The following is a 19,491-nucleotide window of genomic DNA, read 5'->3' as shown; positions in this document are numbered from 1 at the left end:
GATCGGTCCGCCCGCCGCCGCTCCCAAGTTCCCTCCCCGGCCCTTACCCCTAGGTGTGAGGCGGGTGTGGCAGGTCACTCCGCGAAGACGGCGGCGAGCGCGGTGGCGACGTCCCGGTGGTCCCGGACCAGCCGGAGCCGCCCGCGGCCGGCCCTGGCCAGGTCGCGGCCGAGCTCGACGTCGTCCTCCCCCGAGGTGTCGAGCAGCACGTCCAGGCGCGGGAGGCGGGCGGCCACGGGACGCGGATCGGGGCCGGCGTTGTGCACGCAGTCGGAGAGCAGCAGGACGCGCGCGTCCCGCGGGTGCACCCCGGACAGCTGCCGCGCCGCCGTCTCCAGGGCGAAGGTCACGTTGGTCAGGCCCTGCGCCGGCACGCGGAGGAGGAGGTCGAGGAGCGCCTCCGGGGCGACCTGCTCCCCCCGGCGCAGCAGCACGGCGGCGTCCGACCAGAAGGCGACCACCGCGAGGGGGTCCCGCGCCAGCTCCCCCGCCAGCGCCCCGACCGCGGCGGCGGCCGTGCGCACCCGTTCCCCCTTCATGGAGCCGGAGACGTCGACGACGAGGACGACGGTGCGCCGCTGCCGCACCCGCTCCCGGACGACGACGTCGGTCTCCTCCGGGAACGGGTTGCCGGCGATCTGCTCGAGCGTCCGCTCCAGGTCCAGCTCGTCGGATCCGCCGCTCCACGAGCGGCTGACCAGCTCACCCACCCCCTTCCGGAGCCGCCGGTCACGGGGCGGCCGGGGGACGGCGAGCCGCCGGGCGATCTGCCGGGCCCGCTGCCGGGTGAGCTGGTCCGCCGGGCTCTCGGCGGTGAGGTCCGCCAGCGGGATCAGCTCCGCCGGCTCGTCGGTGGTGCCCGGCGCGCTCGCCCCGGACGGACCCGGGCGGAACGCGCCCCGGCGGCGGTCCCCGGAGGAGAGCGCCAGCCCGCCCCCACCGCCCGCGGGCCGGTAGAGCGACGGCTCCTCGGTGAGCTGCTTGGGACGGCGGCGCAGCGGCCGGGCCCCGCGGGGGTGGCCGGCTCGCCTGGTGACGGGGCTGTCGGCCTCGACCGCTCTTCAACCGGGCGCGGCCGCCGCGGGGCGCAGCAGGAAGTGGTCCTCCCACAGCTCGCGCAGCACCGCCTCCGGCGTCGCCTCGACGGTCTCGTCGAGGAAGATCCGCCCCGACAGCGCGAGCATCAACGCGTCCAGCACGGTCGCCGTGTAGTCCGCGGGCAGCCCGCGCGGGGGGTCGGGCGACGGCTCGTCCGGCAGCGTCGTCCCGCGCATCGCCGCCAGCTGCGCGGCGATCAGCGCGACGTCGATGGCGCCGCGCACGCTGCTGCCCTGCCGGACGTCGTCCCGCTGCCGGGTCGCCCGGGTCAGCGCCACCGCGTCGGCGACCAGCCGCGGGGATCGGACGCCGGTGCGCCGGGCGACGATGCCCCGTTCGGCCTCGGCGTCCTGGTACCCGATCGCCAGGCGGCAGAGCCGGTCGTGGACCGAGGTCGACAACCGGGTCGTGCCCACGTTGTCGAAGGGGTTCATCGAGGCGATCACCCGGAACGAGGGCTCGGCGACGACCGTGCCCACCCGCGGGACGGCGATCCGGCGCTCGGCCATGGCGGTCAGCAGCGTGTTGAGGGTGTCCTCCGGTGCCCGGTTGAACTCCTCGACATAGAGGAACCCGCCCGAGCGCATCGCCTCGATCAGCGGCCCCGGCACGAAGTTCTCCGGCGTGTAGTCCTCCCGCAGCACGCGGGCCGGGTCGTGGTGCCCGACCAGCCGGGTGGGCGTGAGGTCGGCGTTGCCCTCCACGAAGACCAGCGGGATCCCCCACTCCGCGGTGACCGCGCGCAGCAGCGTGGACTTCGAGGTGCCGGGCGGGCCCTCCAGGAGCAGGTCCCGGCCGGCGGCCACCGCAGCCAGCAGCAGGTCCAGCTCGTTCTCCCGGCCGACCAGGTGGCGGGCGACGCGGGCCCGGACCGCCCGCACCGCGGCCCCGTCGTCGCCGGTGACCCGCAGCCCGGTCACCACCGGATCGCCGTCGAACACGTCGTCCCTGGAGATCTCGGTGCTCCTTCGCTCGCTCGGCCGCCCCGGTGCCGGGACGGCGGCCGCTACCGGGTGGTGAAGCCGGCGTCGACCGGGAGGGTCACGCCGGTGATGTAGCGGGCCTCGTCGGAGACGAGGAAGAGGATCGCGTTGGAGATGTCCACCGGATCCACCCAGGGCACCGGCAGCGCGTTGGTCGCCCGGAAGACCGGCTCCGCCTTCTCCCGCGAGGGCGACGGGTCGTCCGGCGTGAACAGGCCCCAGGTCTTCTCGTTCTGGATCATCACCGTGTCGACGCCGGTGGGGTGCACGCTGTTGACCCGGATCGAGTGCTCCGCGAACTCGTTGGCCAGCGTCCGCATGATGCCCACGACGCCGTGCTTCGCCGCCGTGTAGTGGACGGTGTTGGGCACGCCCTTGAGCCCGGCGGTGGAGCTGGTGAGGACGATGGCCCCGCCGCGGCCGCCCTCGACCAGGTGCGGGAGCGCCACCTTGCAGGTGTTCCAGACGCCGGTGAGGTTGATGTCGATCATCTCGCGCCAGTCGTCGTCGGAGAGCTCGAGCGCGGGCTGGATCTCGAACACCCCGGCGTTGGCCAGCACGATGTCGAGCCGGCCGAGCTGGGCCACGCCCTCGTCCAGGGCGGCCCGCAGGGCACCGGAGTCGCGCACGTCGGCCTTGGTCGCCACGATCCGGCGGTCCAGCGCCTCGACCTGCCGGACCGTCTCGGCCAGATCCTCCTCCGTGGCCGGTGGGTACATCCGGATGGACCCGACCGGTCCGGCGATGTCGACGGCGATGATGTCCGCGCCCTCCTGGGCCAGCCGCAGCGCGTGGCTGCGGCCCTGGCTGCGGGCGGCGCCGGTGATGAAGGCGACCTTGCCCTCCACGCGGCCGGCCATCACTTCACCACCGATCCGGCGTCGACCGGCAGCTGCACGCCGGTGACGTAGCGGGCGTCGTCGCTGATCAGGAAGAGGATCGCGTTGCTGATGTCCACCGGGTCGACCCACCGGATGGGCAGCGCGTTGAGCGCCTGGAAGATCTCGCCGGCCTCGTCCCGGGTGACCTCGGCCGCCGGCTTGTCCGGCACGAACAGCCCGTAGGTCTGGTCGTTGTGGATCATGTCGGTGTCCACCGCGGTCGGGTGCACCGAGTTGACGCGGATCATGTCGGGGGCCAGCTCGTTGGCCAGCGTCTTCATGAGGCCCACGACGCCGTGCTTGGCCGAGACGTAGTGGGCCAGGTTGCCCATCCCCTTGATCCCGGCCGTCGAGCTGGTGATCACGATGGCCCCGCCCTGCCCGTGCGCCCGCAGGTGCGGCACCGCGGCCCGGACGGTCTTGAAGACGCCGGTGAGGTTGATGTCGATCATGTCGTCCCACATCTCGTCGGTCAGCTCGGTGACCGGCCCGAAGCTGGCGATCCCGGCGTTGGCCAGCACGATGTCGAGCCGGCCGAGCTGCGCGACGCCCTCGTCCACGGCCTCCGTCAGCGCCCCGCTGTCGCGCACGTCGGCCTGCGAGGCCACGATCCGCCGGTCCAGGGCCTCGACCTGCCGCACGGTCTCGGCCAGGTCCTCCGGCGTGGCCAGGGGATAGCCCACCGAGCCGACCTGCGCGCAGATGTCGACGGCGATGATGTCGGCGCCTTCCTGCGCGAGCCGCAGGGCGTGGGACCGCCCCTGGCCGCGCGCGGCGCCGGTGATGAATGCGACCTTGCCGTCCAGCTTGCCCATGTCTGCCCCTCGACCTCGTCGTCGACCGCGCTCCGGAGGAGGCGCGCGACGCGAGGCGCCTCGGGCAGGGACGCTAAAGGGCAGTGACCCACGCCACAACGGTCTACGGCGGGGCGAGGGCGGTCAGCGGAGGTCGATGCCCGCCAGCGGGGACTCGTCGCAGATCTTGGCGGGGATGGACGGGATGCCCAGCAGCGTCGGCTGCCCGCGGACCGGTCCGCTGTGCGAGTGGTCGATGTGGCTGCGCGGCGTGACCAGCTCGAGGTCGCGGGCGGCCAGGGCGCTCTCGCCGTACCCCTGCACGCACTCGGGGTCCGGGCCGTCCAGCGGCAGGCCGGTGAAGAACTTGGCGGCCATGCACCCACCGCGGCAGGCGTCGAAGTGGGCGCACTTCGTGCACGCGCCGCCGGTCTGCGGGTTGCGCAGGTCGGCGAAGAGCTCCGAGGACTGCCAGACCCGCTGGAACCCGCCCTCGTCGCGCACGTTGCCGGCGAGGAAGTTCTCGTGGATGGCGAACGGGCAGGCGTAGACGTCGCCGACCGGGTCGATCAGGCAGACCACGCGCCCCGCGCCGCACAGGTTCAGCCCCGGCAGGGCCTCGCCGAACGCCGACAGGTGGAAGAACGAGTCCCCCGTCAGGACGCCGTCGCCGTTGGCCAGCAGCCAGGTGTAGAGCTCGCGCTGCTGGGCCATCGTCGGGTGCAGCTCGTCCCAGACGTCGGCCCCGCGGCCGGAGGGGCGCAGCCGGGTGATCCGCAGCTGGGCGCCGAAGGAGTCGGTGAGCGCCTTGAACTGGTCGAGCTGGCCGGCGTTCTCCCGGGTGACGACGACGGAGACCTTGAAGTCCTTCATCCCGGCCTCGGCCAGGTTCTCCAGCGCGCGCATCGCCGTCGCGTAGGAGCCGGTACCGCGCACCCGGTCGTTGACCTCGGCGGTGGCGCCGTCCAGGGAGATTTGCACGTCGACGTAGTCGGTGCGGGCCAGCTGGGCGGCCCGGGCCTTGTCCAGCTTGATGCCGTTGGTGGAGAACTTGACGCCGACGTCCTGGCCGATGGCGTAGTCGAGCAGGTGCCAGAAGTCCGGCCGGACCGTGGGCTCGCCGCCGCCGACGTTGACGTAGAAGACCTGCATCCGCTGCAGCTCGTCGATGACCGCCTCGGCCTCGGCCGTGGACAGCTCGTTCGGGTCCCGCCGTCCCGAGGAGGACAGGCAGTGCGCGCACGCCAGGTTGCAGGCGTAGGTGAGCTCCCAGGTCAGGCAGATCGGGGCGTCCAGGCCGTACTCGAACTGGTCGACGAGCCGGCCACCGACGGGGCGCTCGGCCGGGGTGGTGGGGCGGGGCGGCAGGAGAGCGGTCACGCGTCGGTCCTTCTCTCGATCATCTGCGAGCGGGCCAGGTCGGCCAGCGCCTTCTCGTACGCGGGCCGCTGGGCCTGTGTGACGCCGCAGGCCACGAGGGTGGCACTTGCGCTCGGGTGGTCGGCCAGCGCCTCGACGACGGCGACCAGGGTCTTCGACTTCAGGAAGGAGAGCTTCCGGTTGCCGAAGTGGTAGACCAGCGCGCCGAAGGGCTCGGGCCGCAGCGCGACCGAGCGGGCGCGCCGCCAGGGCGCGGCCGGGTCGAACGCGACCTCGGCAGGAGACACCGCCGTGGTCACCGGGACGTCGTCGCTCAGTAGACGCCGCACATGCCGTCGATCGAGACCTCTTCCACCAGCGACTCCTCGACCAGGGTCTCCTCGGCGGCGGCGGGGGCCGGCGCGGTGTCGACGTCGGTGGTGGTCTCGGGCATGGCGCACTCCAGGTGATCGCGGTCACGGACGTTGCAGCGAGGCTAATGACACCCGGTGCCACGCGGCAACAGGGGGTGTCCGATCCACCGGCTCCCGGGTGCGGACCGTGCATGATGCGGGCGTGACCGCCATCGAGACCGCTGTCCCCGGCGTCCCGGCCGAGGGCACCCGCGCCCGGGTCGAGCGGGCGGCGCTGGACCTGTTCACGCTGCGCGGCTTCGAGCAGGTCACCACCGACGAGGTCGCCGACGCGGCGGGCATCAGCCGGCGCACGTTCTTCCGCTACTTCGCCACGAAGGCCGACGCCGTCTGGGGCGACTTCGCCGCCCACGTCGCCCGGCTCGAGGAGCTCCTCGCGGACGCCGACCCCGCGCAGCCGGTGCTGGGCTCGGTGTGCGCGGCCTACGTCGAGGTCAACGACTACGTGGCGGCCGAGCTGCCGCTGCTGCGCGAGCGGATGCGGCTGATCCTCACCGAGCCGGCGCTCCTGGCGCACTCGCAGCTGCGGTACGCGGAGGTGGACCGGGTCGTCGCCCGGTACGTCGCTGCGCGCTCGGCGGGGCGGGAGACCGACCTGGTCCCGCGGCTGGTGGCCGCGACCACCCGCGCGGCCGCGACGACGGCGTTCCAGGCCTGGCTCCGCGACGAGCGCTCGGCGCTGGGCGACCACCTCCGCCAGGCGTTCGCCGAGCTGACCGCAGGATTTCCCGCGCTGCTCCGCTGAGCCCTCACCCGCCGGTGTGGCGCAGTTCTCCCGCCGTGCCGATAGGGTGGCACTCGGTGTCACCGGCCGCTCCGGGCGGCGGCAGCAGATCAGCGACAGGAGACCAGCACATGGCGAACCCGTGGTTCGAGTCGGTGGCCGAGGCCCAGCGACGGGCGAAGAAGCGGCTGCCCAAGGGCGTCTACGGCGCGCTGGTCGCGGGCTCCGAGCGCGGGCTCACCGCCGAGGACAACATCGCCGCCTTCGCCGAGCTCGGCTTCGCGCCGCACACGGCGGGGCTGTCGAACGAGAAGCACATGGCGACCACCGTCATGGGCCAGGAGATCAGCCTGCCGGTCATCATCAGCCCGACCGGCGTCCAGGCCGTCACCCCCGACGGCGAGGTCGACGTCGCCCGCGCCGCTGCCTCCCGCGGCACCGCCATGGGCCTGTCCTCGATGGCGAGCAAGCCCATGGAGGAGGTGATCGCGGCCAACCCCAAGACCTTCTTCCAGCTGTACTGGGTGGGGGACCGCGACGTGATGGCCGCCAAGGTCGAGCGCGCCCGCCGGGCCGGCGCCGCCGGGCTCATCGCGACCCTCGACTGGTCGTTCTCCTACGGCCGCGACTGGGGCAGCCCCTTCATCCCCGAGCGGATCAACGTCGAGGCCGCCCGCCGGTACGCCCCGCAGGTCATCACCAAGCCGCGCTGGCTGTGGAGCTTCGCGAAGACCGGGAAGATCCCGGACCTGACCGTGCCGAACATGGTCGCCACCCCCGGTGACCCGGCGCCGACCTTCTTCGAGGCCTACGGCCAGTGGATGCAGTCCCCCATGCCCACGTGGGAGGACGTCGCCTGGCTGCGCGAGCTGTGGGGCGCCGACAAGCCCTTCATGCTCAAGGGCGTCATGCGGGTGGACGACGCCAAGCGCGCCGTCGACGCGGGCGTCAGCGCCATCTCGGTCTCCAACCACGGCGGCAACAACCTCGACGGCACCCCGGCCGCGATCCGGGCGCTGCCGACGATCGCCGGGGCCGTCGGCGACCAGGTCGAGGTGCTGCTGGACGGCGGGATCCGCCGCGGCGGCGACGTCGCCAAGGCCCTGGCCCTGGGCGCGCGGGCCGTCATGATCGGCCGCGCCTACCTGTGGGGGCTGGGCGCGAACGGCGAAGCGGGTGTCGGCAACGTCCTCGACCTGCTCCGTGACGGCCTGGGCTCGGCGATGATCGGCCTCGGCCACACCTCGATCGACCAGTTCAGCCCGGACGACCTGGTCATCCCGCCGTCCTTCGAGCGGCACCTGGGCGTCGACGGCGTCGACGCCCCGTTCGCGCCGGAGGCGTCCGGCAAGGCCTGAGCCTCCTCGCTCCACCGACCGCGGGGAAAGTAACCTCAGGACACCGTTCTGGAGGTGCCCTTCCCCGCGGTCGGTGCGCCGCGTCAGCGAGATGCGGCGGACTCGGCGATCCCGTCAGGGCGCAGCAGCTCGGCCCGACGGCGCAGACGGGTGCGCATCCACGGGTGGCCGACGGCCGCGAGCGCCCACGCTGGGACGCCGAGCCACCACCATGCGTTGTCGGTGAGCGCGACGAGCGCGGACCCTAGCGCCCCGAGCCCGAACAGGGGCGATGCCCACCGCCGTTGCCGGTCGTACTGCTCCCACTGCGCGACCGCCAGGCCGTGGGCGGCCGCCCGCACCTGAGGGTCGGGGGGCACCGGCCCGCGGAACGCCGCCCGACGGACCCGCTTCGAGAGACCTTCGGGCGAGCGTTCCGCGACCTCCCGCACCCCTCGTTGCTGTCGGTGCTGAACTGCTCCCATCACCGCACCGAAGAAGATCCCCAGGAGACCGCCCTGGACGAGGGATGCAGTCCAGCTCTCACCGTCCCCGTAGTGAGTCCACACAGCCCAGAACGAGCCGAACAGCGACCCGTTCAGCAGCCCGAGCACCCAGGCCGGGGCGTGCAGCAACCGTTCGCGCATGCACCGATCGTCCTGGTGGGGAGCGTGCCGGGCCAGCAGGTCACCCGGTCGGGTCGCGCCGGCCGGACGCGGGTCAGCCGAGCAGACCGCCGAGCTTGCCGCCGATGCCGCCGCCCCCGAGCTGCTTGATCAGCTCCATCGGGTCGATGCCGAACTTCGAGAGCAGCCCGGCGTCCCGGTCGGTGTCCACCTGATCGGGCAGCTCGGACTCCGCCTGCTGGGCCCTGCCCTCGTCGCCCTGTGAGCGCAGCAGCTCCAGGATCTGGTTCTTGTCGATGTTCATGGCGTCCCGCTACCCCCGGGCACCGGCGCTCAGTCCAGCGGAGAACCCGGGGCGAGCAGCGCCGCCCGCTCGCGCATCCGGCCGCGCAGCCAGGCGGACAGGGCCACGACGTTCAGGGTCGGAGCAGCTCCGCACGCCGGCGCAGTCTCCGCGGGAGCACGAGCCGACCGTAGGCGAGTCCTGCGAGGACGACTGCCACGCCGACCCACCACCACGGCGAGCTCTCGAGTGCCAGGCGGACGAGCAGGCCGAGGAAGACCAGCGAACCCAGGAGTCCGAGCACGCGGTGGCGCTGCCGATCCGCCACAGACTGCTGCGCCAACTCGTAGGCAGCAGCACGGGTGACCGGGTCATCGGGCACAGCACCTCCGAGGGCCGCACGACCCGCGGCACGGCGAACCGCGGGAGAAAGCACTCCAATGGCGTCCGTCTGGCGGCGCACCTGGGCCTGGGGCACCGTCGCACCAAGGAGCGCACCAGCGATCCCGGCACCGACTGCGGCGGACAGGGCTCCTGTCCGACCGGGTCCACCGAGGGTGGCGGCGAGAAGGCCGGTGAGCAGCCCGCACAGGAGTCCGAGGACGAGGCACACCTGCCACCGGGACGCTCGCGCCAGCCACTCGTTCATCGGAAGATCGTCGGCCACATGCGTCCACCGAACCAGCCGCAGCCGATCCCCCAGCCGCCGAACCACCCGTCTGGGTGTCCCGCTGCCGGCGATCAGTGGTACGGCTCAGCGAGCCGCCGCGACGATGCGATCGGGGCGGACGTCCACCCGTCCGGCGCCCCCGAGCCAGCGCCGCAGCATCCCGGTCGGGTCCTCGACGCGCGCCGTCGTCCCGTCGGCCCGGCGCACGTCGAGATCGGCGGTCAGCACCGCCGCACCGTCGCCCAGCACGTCGTCGAGCCGGCACCTGCGCCCCTCCACCACGACCCACGGCTGCGGCAGCAGCGACCCCGCGAGCCGCCGCCCGGCCCGGCCGCGCCGGTCGACCAGCGGCCCGCGCAGCGGTGGGGTACGGCTGTCGGTGGCCAGCCGCGCGACCGTCGGGATCCTGCGGACGACGGCCAGCACGGCCCGCCGCATCCCCGCCGCGCCGCGGCCACCGCCGGTCATGAGCCGGCCCAGCAGCAGCGCCAGCCGGATGAGGGCGCGGGCGTGCGGCTCCCGCTCGGCCTGGTGGCTGTCGAGCAGGTCGTCGTCGGCCTCCCCCGCCAGGACGGCGGCGAGCTTCCAGCTCAGCTGGTGGACGTCGCGCAGCCCGAGGCCGAGCCCCTGGCCGACGAACGGCGGGGTGAGGTGGGCGGCATCGCCGGCGAGCAGCACCCGCCCGGAGCGCCAGCGGTCGGCCACCTGGGCGCGGAAGGTGTACTCGACGGCGCGCACCAGCTCCACCGCCGACGGGTCGACCGGCGCCAGCAACCGGCGGAGCGCGGCCGGCGTCGTCAGGTCCGCGACGGTCTCCCCCGGTGCGAGCCGGAACTCCCAGCGGTACCGGTCGCCGGTGACCGGCATGAAGGTCGCGGCGCGCGCCGGGTCGCACACCTGGGACACCCCCGGCCAGATCGGCAGCGGCACCGGGGACCGGACGTCGAGCACCAGCCAGCGATCGGCCGGCCCGAGGTCGCGCATGCGGGATCCGATGAGGCCGCGCACGGTGCTGTTCGCGCCGTCGCAGCCGAGGACCGCCGTCGCCCGGACGGACCGGTCCGCACCGCCGTCCCGGTCGCGCACGGTCAGCGTGACGCCGTCGCCGTCGGCGGTCACCCCCGTCACCTCGGCGCCGCGACGCAGCTCCACTCGCGGCGATCGCTCGACGGCGGCGGCGAGCACCGCCTCGAGGTCGGGCTGGTGCACCAGCGAGCCCTGCGGCCACCCGTTGCGGCCCGCGGCGGGGTCGCGGCGGAACTCGGCGAGTACCGAGCGCGGGGCGTCGACCAGCCGCAGGCCGGCCAGCGGGCGGGTGAGCGGGACGAGGTCGTCGGCCACGCCGGCGTGCTGCAGGACGCGGAACACCTCGTCGTCCAGATGCACCGCCCGGGGCAGGTCGTAGGGCGTGCGGTGGCGTTCCAGCACGAGCACGGGCAGGCCGCGGCGGGCGAGCAGCAGCGCCGCGGTGAGCCCCACCGGGCCGGCACCGACCACGACCACGGGAGCGCCGGACACGGCGACGAGTGTCCCCGTGTCGCCCGCCGGAGCACCGCACGGCCCCCCACCTTGACGCGCCGGGCAGACCTGCTGAGAGTGTGGCTCGGAGCACTCTCGTGCTGCGCACCCGTCATCGGTGGCGGGCCTCGATCGAAAGGACAGCAGTGAAGACCAAGGGCGCGATTCTCTGGGGCGTGGACGAGGAGTGGTCGGTCGAGGAGATCGAGGTCGGCGATCCGGTAGCCGGTGAGGTGACCGTCGAGCTCGCCGCGTCGGGCCTGTGCCACTCCGACGAGCACCTCGTCACCGGCGCCACCCCGGTCGGCTTCCCCGCGCTGGGCGGCCACGAGGGCTCCGGCACCGTCGTCAAGGTGGGCCCGGGCGTGACCGACCTCAAGGAGGGCGACCACGTCGTCACCGCCTTCATCCCCGCCTGCGGCAAGTGCCCGCCGTGTTCCCGCGGTCAGCAGAACCTCTGCGACCTCGGCGCGCACCTCCTGGGCGGCACCGCCATCTCCGACGGCACCCACCGGGTGACCGCCCGCGGCCAGGGCGTCTCGCCCATGTGCCTCCTGGGCACCTTCTCCCCCTACATCACCGTGAACCAGGCCTCGGTCGTGCGGATCGAGCCCGACATCCCGCTGGAGATCGCCGCCCTCGTCGGCTGCGGCGTCACCACGGGCTGGGGGTCGGCGACCAAGGTCGCCGACGTCCGCCCCGGCGACAACGTCGTGGTCATGGGCGCCGGCGGTGTCGGCATGAACGCCATCCAGGGTGCGGCGGCGGCCGGCGCCAAGCGGGTCATCGTCATCGACCCCGTCGCGCAGAAGCGCGAGTGGGCGATGGACCTGGGCGCCACCCACGCCTTCGCCAGCATGGAGGAGGCCGTGCCGGCCATCAACGAGCTGACCTGGGGCCGGATGGCGGAGAAGACGATCATCACCGTCGGCGACATCCAGGGCGAGGACGTCGCCTCGGCCATGAGCGTCACCGGCAAGGGTGGTCGCGCCGTCGTCACCGGCATGGGCAGCGCGGCCAACATCGACGTGAAGCTCAGCCTGTTCGAGCTCACGCTGCTGCAGAAGGACCTGCAGGGCGCCATCTTCGGCGGCCTGGCCCCGCGCAACGCCATCCCCGAGCTGCTGTCGCTCTACCAGGAGGGGCAGCTCAAGCTCGACGAGCTGGTCACCACCCGGTACAAGCTCGAGGACATCAACCAGGGCTACCAGGACATGCGCGACGGCAAGAACATCCGCGGCATGATCGTCTACACGGACGCCGACCGCTCGTAGTTGGCCGCACCCTCGGGCCCGCCCTCACCCCAGCAACCGGGTGAGGGCGGGCCCGAGCTCGTTCAGGGACCGCACCGGCTCCATCCGCCCGCCCCCGCGTACGGCCAGCAGGCGCGCAGCCTCCAGCGCCTCGTCGCTGGGCAGCGGGCACAGCACGTGCAACCGGTCGATGCCGGCCAGCGCCGAGGCCGCGGGCTCCCCCGCCGTCGACAGCCCGTCGGAGAGCAGCACGACCACCCGCTCGTCCGCCGTCGCCGGCAGCAGCTCGCGCCGGGCCCCGCGCAGGGCGGCGGCGATGTCGGTCTTCCCGTGCCCGCGCAGCCCCACGAGCTCCAGGACGACGTCCTCCGCCGCCCGGTGCCGGCCGAGGGGCTGCAGCACCGTCACGTCGTCGGCGAACGTGAGCACACTGGTCTGCAGCCGCTCGTCGGCCGCCAGGACGACGCCGGCCGCCGCGACCGCCGCGATCGCCACCCCGAGCCCCTGCATCGATCCCGATCGGTCGACCAGCAGGCAGACGGCGCGGCGCGAGCCGGTCCAGTTGCGGGTCACCAGGTCCTCGGCGGTCGGCGGCCAGACGCCGGACCAGCGGTCCAGGGTCCGGTCCAGGTCCAGGTCGCCCTCGGGACGGCGGGTCGCCACGAGCCGCCGCGTGCCGCGGGCGCGGGTCGCCCCCACCCGGCCGACCTGCACGAACACCCGCGCGGCCAGCCGGCGCGCGGCCGACCGCAGCTCCCGGTCGGTCGCGGTCGCCAGGTCGGCCAGCAGCGCCGCCGCGGCGTCGGGGTCGGCGCCCATCAGGCCGGCGAAGGCGTCCTCGTCGAGCTCGCCGACCTCGGGGCTGACCGACTGGAACGCCTGGTGCCGCAGCTGCATCTCGCGCCGCCCGGTCGTGCGCGGACCGCGCCGGGAGGCCCGGTCGGTGCGGGGTGCGCGCTGCTCCGTGCCCGTCTCAGCCGACGGGCCCGGCGCTTTTCCCTGACCACCACCCAGCTGCGCGGCGTCGTCCCCGGGCGTCCGCTCCGGGGCCGGGGGCGCCGCGCTCTCCGGCCACACCTCGTCCAGGATCTCGTCGAGCACCGCCTCCGGCGTGCGCTCGACGCCCTCGGTGACGCGGATCCGGCCCGACAGCGCGGCGTGCGCAGCGTCCCGGGCGGTCTCGCGGCCCCCGGCCAGCTGCTGCCCCCGCATCCGCAGCAGCCCGTCGAGCAGCAGCACCAGGTCGATGGCGCCGCGCACCGACGAGCCGGTGCGCAGGTCGCGGTGCTCGCGGGTGGCCCGCACGAGGCGGACGGCCAGCACGACCTGGGCCGCATCGGCCCCGGTGACACCCGCGACGATGGCGCGCTCGGCGTCCTCGGGCTGGTAGCCCAGGACGACGCGGCACATCCGGTCCGCGATGGCCTGCCCCACGCGGGCGGTGCCGATCGCGTCGAACGGGTTCATCGCCGCGATCAGCCGGAAGCCCGAGGTCGCGTGCACGGTGCCGAGGCGGGGGACGGCGATCTCGCCCTCGGTGAGCACCGTGATGAGGACGTTGAGCGTCTCCTCGGGGATGCGGTTGAGCTCCTCGAGGTACAGCAGGCCCGAGCCGCGCATCGCGGTGAGCAGCGGGCCGTCGGTGAAGTTCTCCGGCAGGTCGCCGCCGGCGAGCACCGCGGAGGGGTCGTACTGGCCGATCAGCCGCGCCGGCGTTAGCTCGGCGTTGCCCTCGACGAAGACGACGTCCTGACCGGTCTCGGCGGCCACCGAGCGCAGCAGCGTGGACTTGCCGGTGCCCGGGGGGCCCTCCAGCACGACGTGGCGGTGCGTCGCCAGTGCGACGGTCAGGACCTCGCGCTCGCGCGCCAGCCCGACGACCGGGCCGGGCACCGCGGGATCGGGGGTCACCGGCTGAGCGACAGGCATGGGGGCCTTCCTGGGAGAGCGGCAGCGCCAGCACCGTACCCAGCGGGCCGGGGGCGCCCGGACGACGACGGCCGGGACCCCCGATCGGGGTCCCGGCCGGTTCGGTCGCTGGGTGGCTCAGCTCGCGGTGATCTGTTCCAGCTCGATGACATCCTCAGGAGCGGAGATGTCCTCGTCCTCGCCGTGCTCGGTGAAGGTGAACGTGCCCTCGTCATCCGCGAGCTCGAGCGGATACGGCGGGTCGTCATCCCGCACACTCAGCTCGGTCCCGTCCTCCAGCGTGACGACGACGACGTCGTCACCATCCAGCTCGTCCTTGTCGGTTCCGTCCTCGGCGTCGTCACCTCGCAGCTGCTCGACGGTCTGGGTCAGGTTGAATTCCTCGAAGCCGGAACTTCCGTCGGCCGGAAAGGCAACCCACTGGCCGTCGTACTGCTCCGCGTCCTCGGCGGTCACGCCGTATGACGCGAGGAAGTCCGGGGTCGCCTTCGCGTAGACGTCCCCGCCGATGTTGATGAGCTCGATCTCCATGTCCTGGACGGTGATGGAGCCGGCGGCGTTGTCGCCCTGCAGCTGCATGTCGATCTCGGCCTCCTCCCCGTCCTGCGAGAGAGTGCCCTTGAGGTGGACCGACCCGGCCTCCTCCAGCGCGTCGGCGGCGAGCTCGGCGACCTCCGGGCCGTTCTTGCCCTCCAGCGGGCTGCTGCCGCAGGCGGTGAGCAGGAGCGCCCCGGCGGCCAGGGCGGCCGGAGCGGTGAACGTGCGGATGCGCATGGGACTCCTCGGACGTCGGACCCCGTATCCGGGGGCGCGGCCATCCTGTCAGGCGTCGGCGGGGCGCCGCGCGGCCACGACATCCATCGGGTGACGGCGGTCACCCGGCGGGCAGACCCGCGAGCCGGCGGATCCGCTGCCGTTCCCGGTCGTCGAGGTTCCGGTCGGCCAGCCGCCGGGTCGCCGCGACGGCCAGCGCCGGCCCCGGCTCGAGTCCCGTCGCGCGTCGGAACGCCCGGGCGAAGGTGCCCTGGGCGGCCCCCACCACCGCGGCCTGCAGCCGACCGCCCGGGACGCTGCCCACCGAGACCACCAGCCACGCGTCGGCGACGTCGACCTCCGCCGGGCCGCGGGCCGCGTTGGTCCAGTCGATGACGACCGGGCCGTCGGCGGTCAGCAGCACGTTCTCGGGATGCAGGTCCAGGTGCAGCAGGGCGTTCCCGCCGCCGAACGGTCCGGCGAGCCAGTCCGGCGCGGGCACGTCGTGCACCGCCCGGTGCAGTCCCGCCAGCACGCGCGCCTGCGCGGCCAGGGTCCACGGCCGCCGGGTCAGCGCGGCCGTCATCGTCGGGCCCACGACCCGCTCGAGGACGAGGTCCGCGCCGTCGACGTCGAACACCTCCGGCACCGGCAGGCCGGCGGAGCGGGCGTACGCCATGACCGCGGCCTCGCGCTCGGCCGACCGACCGGGGTCGCGGTAGCGCCGCAGGACCCGGTTCCCGTCGAGGGCGAAGACGTCGGCATCCCGCCCTCCGCCGACCAGCTGCACGCGCAGGAGTGTGGCAGCACGGGAGCCGGCTCAGCGTCGCCGCGGCGCCGGGCGCACCGGGACGCCCGCGGCCGCCGGGTCCAGGGGCACGGCGGAGCGCAGGACGGCCGGTCCGAGGCGCAGCACTCCGTCCGCGAGGGCCGCGCAGCGGATGCCGGCCCGGCCGCGCAACCCCCGGTGCGCGCCGGGCGCGAGCACCGTGTCCAGCCAGGCGCACGGGTGGGCCGGGCGGCCGCCGCGCAGCCGCACCTCGCCGGCGCCGCTGTCCAGCGAGAACTCGGCGCCGCGCAGCGCCTCCACCTCCGCGCCCCGGAGCACCACGGTCCGGCGGGTCAGCAGCGGGTCCAGGCCGCCGGTGCCCAGTTCCGCGGCGAGGGCCTCGACCGCCTCGGCGGCCAGCACCGTGAGCTGGGCGTCGCGGTGCGCGGGCCGGCCGGCGTAGCGGTCGCCGACGACGCCGTACCCGGCGCGGACCTCGATCTCCTCCCGCCGGTCCGCCGCCTGCTCGGGCACCGCACCGCCCGGGCGCCCGTCGTACCGGTGCGCGGGGGAGGCCACCAGCCCCACGATCTCGACGTCGTAGCGGTGCGGAAGGTCGGGGACGGCCATGTCCGCAGTGTCGGGCACGATGGCGGCATGCCGACGCCGGATGCTGCCCCTGCCGACGACCTCGCCCTCGGCGACGATCTGCGGGCGTTCGTGGACGCCTCGCCGTCGCCCGGGCACGCGGTGGCGGAGCTGGCGCGGCGGCTGACCGCGGCCGGGTTCACCGAGCTGGCCGAGACCGACCGGTGGTCGCTGTCGGCCGGCGGGCGCCACTTCGTCGTCCGGTACGGCAGCCTCATCGCCTTCCGGCTGGGCAGCGGGCCGCTCGGCGACACCGGCATGCGGCTGGTGGGCGCGCACACCGACTCCCCCACGTTCAAGGTCCGCCCGCACTCCGACGTCCGCGCGGCCGGCTACCGGCTGGTCGGCGTCGAGCCGTACGGCGGCGGGCTCTGGCACACCTGGCTGGACCGCGAGCTGACCGTCGCCGGGCGGGTCGTGCTGCGCGGCGGGGGGACGACGCTGGTCCGGCTGCCCGGCACGCCGCTGCGCTTCCCGTCGCTGGCGATCCACCTCGACCGCTCGGTCCGCGAGGGCCTGACCCTGGACCCCCAGCGCCACCTGGTCCCGGTCTGGGACGGCGACCTCGGCGAGGAGCCGGGCCTGCTGGAGGCCGTCGCGGCCGCCGCGGGAGCCACCCCCGGCGACGTCGTCGCGCACGACCTCGTGCTGGCCGACACCCAGCCCGCCGCCCGGGCCGGCGCCGACGGCAGCTGGATCGCCGCCCCGCGGCTGGACAACCTGACCTCCTGCCACGCCGGGCTGCTCGCGCTGCTGGCCGCGCCCGCGGGGGAGCGCACCCAGGTGCTCGTGTGCAACGACCACGAGGAGGTGGGCAGCGGCTCCATGGCCGGGGCACGTGGCAGCTTCCTCGAGGACGTCGTCCGCCGGCTGGCCACCGCCACCGACTCGGGCGACGGCGAGGCGGTGCACCGGGCCATCGCGCGCTCCCGGCTGGTCTCGGCGGACATGGCGCACGGCGTGCACCCCACGCGCGCCGAGCGGCACGAGCCGGCGCACCAGCCGCGGCTCGGCGGCGGCCCGGTGGTCAAGCTCAACGCCAACCAGGCCTACGCGACCGACGCGACCAGCGGCGGGTGGTTCCGCGACCGGTGCGCGGAGGCCGGCGTGCCGGTGCAGTCGTTCGTCATGCGCGCCGACCTGCCGTGCGGCAGCACCATCGGGCCGCTCACCGCGACCCGGCTGGGCATCGCGACCGTCGACGTCGGCATCCCGCAGCTGGCGATGCACTCCTGCCGCGAGCTGGCCTCGGCGCTCGACGTCCCGCTGATGGTTGACGCGCTGGCCGCCTGCTTCTCCGACTGACCCGATGAGAACGGCGACCGGCCGGGGCATCGAAGGTCGCCCGGCCGGCCGCCGCCGTTTCGCCCCCGGTGTCACCCGGGGATCAGCTCACCTGCGGCGCTCGGCGTCCCCGCCGCCCTCGACCTCGATCTCCTCCTTGCGCAGGTCGGCCGAGACCTGCTCCTGCTCGGTGACCGTCGTCTTGTCCAGGCGCACGCGCTCCACCGGCACGGCCTCCTTCTCCACGACGGCGCGTTCGGCGTGCAGCACGACCTCGTGCTCCTCCTCGGAGATGGCCGGGCCGTCCATCGCGTTGCCGACGTTGGCGTCGGTGATGGGCTCGCGCTCCAGGCGGACCTCCTCGTGGGTCACCGGCACCGTCTGCGTCACGTTCTCGCTGACGACGTACTTGCGCAGCCGCGCGCGGCCGGCCTCCTCGGTGGTGGTGCCGACCCGCAGGCGCTCTTCGGAGCGGGTCATGGCGTCGTCGGCGGTCGGGCCGGAGGTGTCGTGGCCCACGGCCCGACCCTGGACGTCGTCGTAGACCCCGTCCCCGTCGGTGTCCCGACGTCCCGTACCGGCCACGTCGGTGCCGACGGTGCCCGTGCCGGCCATGGAGCGGCCCGACGTGTTCTCCAGGTCCATCTCGGAGGTCCGGTTCGTGTCGGTCCGCCCGGTCGTGCCGGTGCCCATGCCGTAGTAGCGGTAGAGCTCCTGCTCCTCCTCCGGCGACAGGTGACCGTCGGTGTCGATCTTCGGAGCGTCCTTCACCCGGTCCTTGCTCACCGGAACCCGGAGGCCGTCATCGGTCAGGTCCGCGTCCCGGATCGGGACGAACGACTCCTTCGTACCGAACAGGCCGGTGCGGACGGTGACCCACTCGGGCTGACCCGTCTCGTCGTCGAGGTACACCTCGCCGGCCGAGCCGATCTTCTGGCCTGCCTCGTCGTAGACGTCCTTGCCGATCACGCGGTCGAGGGTCTCGGTACCGATCATCGTTGATGCGCTCCCGTCTCTGCTGAGGTGTTGCGGATCACAGGGAGGGGTGACCGTGCGCGGCGGGGTGAAACGATCCGTCGCCGGTGCCACGCGCGACCGCGTGGACGAGTCGCCCTGACTAGGCGTGACGGTCCGACACCGCAACCGGGTATAGCGCTCCGTTCGCGCAGGTCAGCGCAGAGCAGCCAGATCCCCGAGGCCCTTGATTGCGTGACACAACCGTTCTGATCGCCCGATCACTCTCCGCAGTTTCGCTCTCCGCCCGGCGCGTCGGGCACCGTGGGCCCCGGCGCGTCGTCCGCGGCGTCCGGCCCGCGTCTGCCTAGCGTCGTCGGGTGCCTCCCCGCTCGCCGTACGACAACCTCGTCCACCCGCGCACCCAGAAGAAGCCGGCGCCGACCGTCGAGGCCGAGAAGGACCTCGTCGTGGAGGACCCGAGCTCGGGCTTCGTCGGGGCGGTCGTGCGCTGCGAGAAGGACGTCGTCCACCTCGAGGACCGGCACGGTCGCGTCCGGGGCTATCCGCTGGGCCCGGGCTTCTGGGTGGAGGGGCGGCCGGTGGTCCTCGTCCGCCCGAAGCAGGCCGCACCGTCGGCCCCGGCGCGCAGCGCCTCCGGATCCACGTACGTCGCCGGCGCCCGCGCCCGGGTGGCCCGCGAGGGGCGTATCTACGTCGAGGGCAAGCACGACGCCGAGCTGGTGGAGAAGGTGTGGGGCCACGACCTGCGCATCGAGGGCGTCGTGGTGGAGCCGCTGCACGGCGTCGACGACCTGCCCTCGATCGTCCGTGAGTTCCGGCCCGCCTCGGGACGGCGCCTCGGCGTTCTCGTCGACCACCTCGTGCGGGGGTCGAAGGAGTCCCGCATCGCCGAGCAGATCAGCGGTGACCACGCGCTCGTCGTCGGCCATCCGTTCATCGACATCTGGCAGGCCGTCAAGCCCTCGGTCGTCGGCATCAAGGCCTGGCCGACGGTGCCCAAGGGCGAGGACTGGAAGACCGGCGTCTGCCGGCGGCTGGGCTGGGAGGACGACACCGGCTACGTCTGGGCGCAGCGGATCCTGGCCCGCGTGCGCACCTGGACCGACCTCGAGCCGCAGCTGATCGGCCGGGTCGAGGAACTGATCGACTTCGTCACGACCGACTGAGACC

General features: G+C 74.1%; 21 protein-coding genes. 5 read left to right on the top strand and 16 right to left on the bottom strand.

The genetic code is table 11. The features are described 5' to 3' along the window. Nucleotides 1-74 precede the first annotated feature (74 nt). The 7 genes from DQ239_RS13470 to mftA all read right to left on the bottom strand — a co-directional run bounded on the left by DQ239_RS13470 (nt 75) and on the right by mftA (nt 5,569). Complete coding sequence (locus DQ239_RS13470) at nt 75-710, bottom strand: VWA domain-containing protein (protein ID WP_233489194.1); 636 nt, start codon at nt 708-710, stop codon at nt 75-77. A 351-nt stretch (nt 711-1,061) separates the two neighbouring features. Beyond that, on the bottom strand, nt 1,062-2,039 hold the full coding sequence (locus DQ239_RS13465) for a MoxR family ATPase (RefSeq protein ID WP_233489193.1): 978 nt from the start codon (nt 2,037-2,039) through the stop codon (nt 1,062-1,064). A gap of 65 nt (nt 2,040-2,104) precedes the next feature. Then, the gene (locus DQ239_RS13460) at nt 2,105-2,941 is read right to left on the bottom strand and encodes a mycofactocin-coupled SDR family oxidoreductase (protein ID WP_113835045.1); all 837 of its coding nucleotides are present in this window, start codon (nt 2,939-2,941) and stop codon (nt 2,105-2,107) included. Continuing rightward, on the bottom strand, nt 2,941-3,777 hold the full coding sequence (locus tag DQ239_RS13455; RefSeq protein ID WP_113834926.1) for a mycofactocin-coupled SDR family oxidoreductase: 837 nt from the start codon (nt 3,775-3,777) through the stop codon (nt 2,941-2,943). The genes DQ239_RS13460 and DQ239_RS13455 overlap by 1 nt, the downstream gene beginning before the upstream one ends. 123 nt (nt 3,778-3,900) lie before the next feature. Next, nucleotides 3,901-5,136: a mycofactocin radical SAM maturase gene (mftC, locus tag DQ239_RS13450; RefSeq protein WP_113834925.1), complete on the bottom strand. Its 1,236-nt coding sequence runs from the start codon at nt 5,134-5,136 to the stop codon at nt 3,901-3,903. Further along, on the bottom strand, nt 5,133-5,435 hold the full coding sequence (mftB, locus tag DQ239_RS13445; protein WP_233489191.1) for a mycofactocin biosynthesis chaperone MftB: 303 nt from the start codon (nt 5,433-5,435) through the stop codon (nt 5,133-5,135). Before mftB ends, mftC begins: the two co-directional genes overlap by 4 nt. A 14-nt stretch (nt 5,436-5,449) precedes the next feature. Continuing rightward, entirely contained in the window at nt 5,450-5,569 is a 120-nt protein-coding gene (gene mftA, locus DQ239_RS13440; RefSeq protein ID WP_113834923.1) for a mycofactocin precursor MftA, read from the bottom strand. Nucleotides 5,570-5,691: 122 nt separating this feature from the next. On the opposite strand from mftA, the gene mftR reads away from it, so the two are divergent. Together mftR and mftD are read left to right on the top strand one after the other, a co-directional pair. Beyond that, on the top strand, nt 5,692-6,294 hold the full coding sequence (mftR, locus tag DQ239_RS13435) for a mycofactocin system transcriptional regulator (protein ID WP_233489189.1): 603 nt from the start codon (nt 5,692-5,694) through the stop codon (nt 6,292-6,294). A gap of 110 nt (nt 6,295-6,404) precedes the next feature. Then, entirely contained in the window at nt 6,405-7,631 is a 1,227-nt protein-coding gene (mftD, locus tag DQ239_RS13430; RefSeq protein WP_113834922.1) for a pre-mycofactocin synthase MftD, read from the top strand. An 83-nt stretch (nt 7,632-7,714) separates the two neighbouring features. Here mftD and DQ239_RS13425 read toward each other — a convergent pair whose 3' ends face one another. The 4 genes from DQ239_RS13425 to DQ239_RS13410 all read right to left on the bottom strand — a co-directional run bounded on the left by DQ239_RS13425 (nt 7,715) and on the right by DQ239_RS13410 (nt 10,707). Then, on the bottom strand, nt 7,715-8,257 hold the full coding sequence (locus DQ239_RS13425) for a hypothetical protein (protein ID WP_113834921.1): 543 nt from the start codon (nt 8,255-8,257) through the stop codon (nt 7,715-7,717). Nucleotides 8,258-8,330: 73 nt separating this feature from the next. Continuing rightward, a complete protein-coding gene (locus tag DQ239_RS13420) occupies nt 8,331-8,540 on the bottom strand; it encodes a hypothetical protein (protein ID WP_113834920.1) in 210 nt (69 codons plus the stop codon). 112 nt (nt 8,541-8,652) lie between these two features. Beyond that, nucleotides 8,653-8,823 carry a hypothetical protein gene (locus tag DQ239_RS20355; protein ID WP_158544834.1) on the bottom strand — a complete coding sequence of 57 codons (171 nt, stop codon included), beginning with the start codon at nt 8,821-8,823 and terminating at the stop codon, nt 8,653-8,655. Nucleotides 8,824-9,273: 450 nt separating this feature from the next. Then, nucleotides 9,274-10,707, bottom strand: coding sequence for a bifunctional 3-(3-hydroxy-phenyl)propionate/3-hydroxycinnamic acid hydroxylase (locus tag DQ239_RS13410; protein WP_113834918.1), 1,434 nt, complete (start codon nt 10,705-10,707; stop codon nt 9,274-9,276). A gap of 146 nt (nt 10,708-10,853) precedes the next feature. Here DQ239_RS13410 and DQ239_RS13405 point away from each other — a divergent pair, with 146 nt between their 5' ends. Then, nucleotides 10,854-11,981, top strand: a complete 1,128-nt coding sequence (locus DQ239_RS13405; RefSeq protein WP_113834917.1) for an NDMA-dependent alcohol dehydrogenase — start codon at nt 10,854-10,856, stop codon at nt 11,979-11,981. 24 nt (nt 11,982-12,005) lie between these two features. On the opposite strand, the gene DQ239_RS13400 is transcribed toward DQ239_RS13405, so the two are convergent. The 4 genes from DQ239_RS13400 to DQ239_RS13385 all read right to left on the bottom strand — a co-directional run bounded on the left by DQ239_RS13400 (nt 12,006) and on the right by DQ239_RS13385 (nt 16,041). Beyond that, nucleotides 12,006-13,889, bottom strand: a complete 1,884-nt coding sequence (locus DQ239_RS13400) for an AAA family ATPase (protein ID WP_113834916.1) — start codon at nt 13,887-13,889, stop codon at nt 12,006-12,008. 117 nt (nt 13,890-14,006) lie between these two features. Next, nucleotides 14,007-14,663: a hypothetical protein gene (locus DQ239_RS13395; protein ID WP_113834915.1), complete on the bottom strand. Its 657-nt coding sequence runs from the start codon at nt 14,661-14,663 to the stop codon at nt 14,007-14,009. A gap of 100 nt (nt 14,664-14,763) precedes the next feature. Next, on the bottom strand, nt 14,764-15,432 hold the full coding sequence (locus DQ239_RS13390; RefSeq protein ID WP_113834914.1) for a phosphotransferase: 669 nt from the start codon (nt 15,430-15,432) through the stop codon (nt 14,764-14,766). A gap of 30 nt (nt 15,433-15,462) precedes the next feature. Beyond that, the gene (locus DQ239_RS13385; protein ID WP_113834913.1) at nt 15,463-16,041 is read right to left on the bottom strand and encodes a molybdenum cofactor biosysynthesis protein; all 579 of its coding nucleotides are present in this window, start codon (nt 16,039-16,041) and stop codon (nt 15,463-15,465) included. Between the two features lie 27 nt (nt 16,042-16,068). On the opposite strand from DQ239_RS13385, the gene DQ239_RS13380 reads away from it, so the two are divergent. Continuing rightward, on the top strand, nt 16,069-17,364 hold the full coding sequence (locus DQ239_RS13380; RefSeq protein WP_113834912.1) for a M18 family aminopeptidase: 1,296 nt from the start codon (nt 16,069-16,071) through the stop codon (nt 17,362-17,364). A gap of 87 nt (nt 17,365-17,451) precedes the next feature. On the opposite strand, the gene DQ239_RS13375 is transcribed toward DQ239_RS13380, so the two are convergent. Continuing rightward, nucleotides 17,452-18,339 carry a PRC and DUF2382 domain-containing protein gene (locus DQ239_RS13375; RefSeq protein WP_113834911.1) on the bottom strand — a complete coding sequence of 296 codons (888 nt, stop codon included), beginning with the start codon at nt 18,337-18,339 and terminating at the stop codon, nt 17,452-17,454. 338 nt (nt 18,340-18,677) lie between these two features. Here DQ239_RS13375 and DQ239_RS13370 point away from each other — a divergent pair, with 338 nt between their 5' ends. Then, nucleotides 18,678-19,487 carry a DUF3097 domain-containing protein gene (locus tag DQ239_RS13370; protein ID WP_113834910.1) on the top strand — a complete coding sequence of 270 codons (810 nt, stop codon included), beginning with the start codon at nt 18,678-18,680 and terminating at the stop codon, nt 19,485-19,487. Nucleotides 19,488-19,491: the final 4 nt, after the last annotated feature.

This window comes from Blastococcus sp. TF02-09 (assembly GCF_003319105.1).
In the GTDB taxonomy this organism is placed as follows: Bacteria; Actinomycetota; Actinomycetes; order Mycobacteriales; family Geodermatophilaceae; genus Blastococcus.
The sequence above is the reverse complement of the archived record's forward strand: the minus strand, read 5'-3'. Positions and strand labels throughout refer to the sequence as shown.

What these genes read in the sequence shown, in the direction of transcription:
- DQ239_RS13460 (WP_113835045.1), bottom strand. Translation starts at nt 2,941, where the DNA reads ATGGCCGGCCGCGTGGAGGGCAAGGTCGCCTTCATCACCGGCGCCGCC.
- DQ239_RS13400 (WP_113834916.1), bottom strand. Translation starts at nt 13,889, where the DNA reads ATGCCTGTCGCTCAGCCGGTGACCCCCGATCCCGCGGTGCCCGGCCCG.
- DQ239_RS13420 (WP_113834920.1), bottom strand. Translation starts at nt 8,540, where the DNA reads ATGAACATCGACAAGAACCAGATCCTGGAGCTGCTGCGCTCACAGGGC.
- mftD (WP_113834922.1), top strand. Translation starts at nt 6,405, where the DNA reads ATGGCGAACCCGTGGTTCGAGTCGGTGGCCGAGGCCCAGCGACGGGCG.
- mftA (WP_113834923.1), bottom strand. Translation starts at nt 5,569, where the DNA reads ATGCCCGAGACCACCACCGACGTCGACACCGCGCCGGCCCCCGCCGCC.
- DQ239_RS13395 (WP_113834915.1), bottom strand. Translation starts at nt 14,663, where the DNA reads ATGCGCATCCGCACGTTCACCGCTCCGGCCGCCCTGGCCGCCGGGGCG.
- DQ239_RS13375 (WP_113834911.1), bottom strand. Translation starts at nt 18,339, where the DNA reads ATGATCGGTACCGAGACCCTCGACCGCGTGATCGGCAAGGACGTCTAC.
- DQ239_RS13385 (WP_113834913.1), bottom strand. Translation starts at nt 16,041, where the DNA reads ATGGCCGTCCCCGACCTTCCGCACCGCTACGACGTCGAGATCGTGGGG.
- DQ239_RS13380 (WP_113834912.1), top strand. Translation starts at nt 16,069, where the DNA reads ATGCCGACGCCGGATGCTGCCCCTGCCGACGACCTCGCCCTCGGCGAC.
- DQ239_RS13425 (WP_113834921.1), bottom strand. Translation starts at nt 8,257, where the DNA reads ATGCGCGAACGGTTGCTGCACGCCCCGGCCTGGGTGCTCGGGCTGCTG.
- DQ239_RS13455 (WP_113834926.1), bottom strand. Translation starts at nt 3,777, where the DNA reads ATGGGCAAGCTGGACGGCAAGGTCGCATTCATCACCGGCGCCGCGCGC.